The following is a 1,747-nucleotide window of genomic DNA, read 5'->3' on the forward strand; positions in this document are numbered from 1 at the left end:
CCATGGCCGGCTTCCATGGCGAAGCTGGCGTCCTGCACCAGCAGCCGCTGCAGGCCCGGAGCCGTAATGGCGGCATTCTGCATCACCACGCTGGCGCTGGGGGCCGGCAGCAGTAGGGGTTTGGTTTCGGCGGGCATGACCGCCAGCACCTTGGTCAGGCGTTGCCAGCCCTGGCGCGCGCCGACGAAACCTTTCCAGTTGGCGATCGCCAGATCGACCGGCGCCAGCGCCCGGCCGCTGAGGATGGAAGCGGCGATGATGACGCCCGCCGATGCCTCCTGCTCGATCACCAGCCAGGCGCCGATGCCGAGCATCGACGACTGCAGCAGCATGCGCAGCACTTTCGACACCGCGCCGAAACTGCCGGCAACGTCGCTGACCTTGCGCTGGTCGGCGATGAATTCGACGTTGGCATCCTGCCAGCGCGACGCCAGCCCGCCAGCCATGCCCATGGCGGCGACCACTTCGGCATTGCGGGTGCCTGCAGCGATGAGCCCGCCGCGCCGGTTGCCGCTCAAGGTTGCGGCCGATACCGGTTGTCGCGTCAGCCGCTCGGCAAGCAGTGTCAGCACGACCAGCACGACCGCGCCGAGCAGCGCCGCGGCGCCAAGCACCCAGTGGAACATGAAGATGATGATCAGGTATAGGGGCAGCCATGGCAGGTCGAAAAGCGCCGTCGGTCCCATGCCTGACAGGAAGCCGCGCACGCTGTCGAGATCGCGCATCGGCTGCAGGCTGTCAGCCCCGCGCGCGGCCTTCAGCGGCAATCTCAGCATCGAGGTATAGACGCGACGGCCAAGCGCCTCGTCGAGCGCCCCGCCGATGCGCACCAGCACCCGCGCCCGCACGAAATCGAGGAAACCCTGCCCACAATAAAGGATGACGAGCAATATCGAGATGCCGACAAGCGTCGGCAGGCTGCGGCTCGGCAGCACGCGATCATAGACCTCGAGCATGTAGAGCGAGCCGGCAAGCATCAGCACGTTGAGCATGCCGCTGAACAGTCCGACCGCAATGAAGGCCGACCGGCAACTGGCAAGCGCAGCGGCCAGTTCGGAGCGAGCGGGATTGGCCTTCCGCGCGGCCGGCCTCGCCGATGGCTTGCCCGACGCGGCGGTCCGACCGGGTGGGTCGCCAACAAGTTTTTGCCTGCCGTCGCCGCGGGCGCGAAACATGGCCAGGATGCCGATACCCGCCATCGCCACCGCGACGAGCGTCCAGCCCATCGACGCAAGCCCGCTGAAGCCGGACAGAAAGAAACCGGCGACGCAAGCGACGACGGCGAAGCCGAAAAGCCTGACCTTCGCCTGCGCCGAAGCAAACGCTGCTTTGCTCAACAACCCGAGCGACGCCTTACTGAACCCCGCAGTCACGACTTGCCTCTCCCATCAGGGACGAGTCAGCTGCGCGCAACGGCGCGCAACGCGGCTGACTGGCCATGGCAACAGCGCCGAGATTCAGCGCTCAAGTCCGAGAGGGAGGAGGATCGGCGTTGCGTCTGGCAACCCGCGGCAGCGGCCGGCGAACTGCAAAACGCGACAGCGCCTCACGACGACTGGCGGCTCGATGGTGATGCGGCGGCGACTGATATGTCGCCGCGCGGTTCCCTTCCCTGTAGCGCCGTAACTCGTTGTTGCCGGTCGGGAGATTGTTTACGCTACTATATTAGAACATTATTAACTCTATCTGGGCGTGCGTCAACGGGCATTTCGACGAGATTCGGCCCGGTGAAGTTGAAGTATATGGG

Annotated in this window: 1 protein-coding gene; it reads right to left on the reverse strand. The window is 65.7% G+C overall.

Features of this window, described 5'->3' with window-relative positions:
- Positions 1 to 1,337: ABC transporter transmembrane domain-containing protein (locus EN780_RS33460; RefSeq protein WP_245500206.1), on the reverse strand; the 1,337-nt coding region annotated here is incomplete at its 3' end.
- Between the last annotated feature and the right edge of the window lie 410 nt (positions 1,338 to 1,747).

The sequence above is a fragment of the Mesorhizobium sp. M4B.F.Ca.ET.089.01.1.1 genome, assembly GCF_004022605.1.
Taxonomy (GTDB): Bacteria; Pseudomonadota; Alphaproteobacteria; order Rhizobiales; family Rhizobiaceae; genus Mesorhizobium; species Mesorhizobium abyssinicae.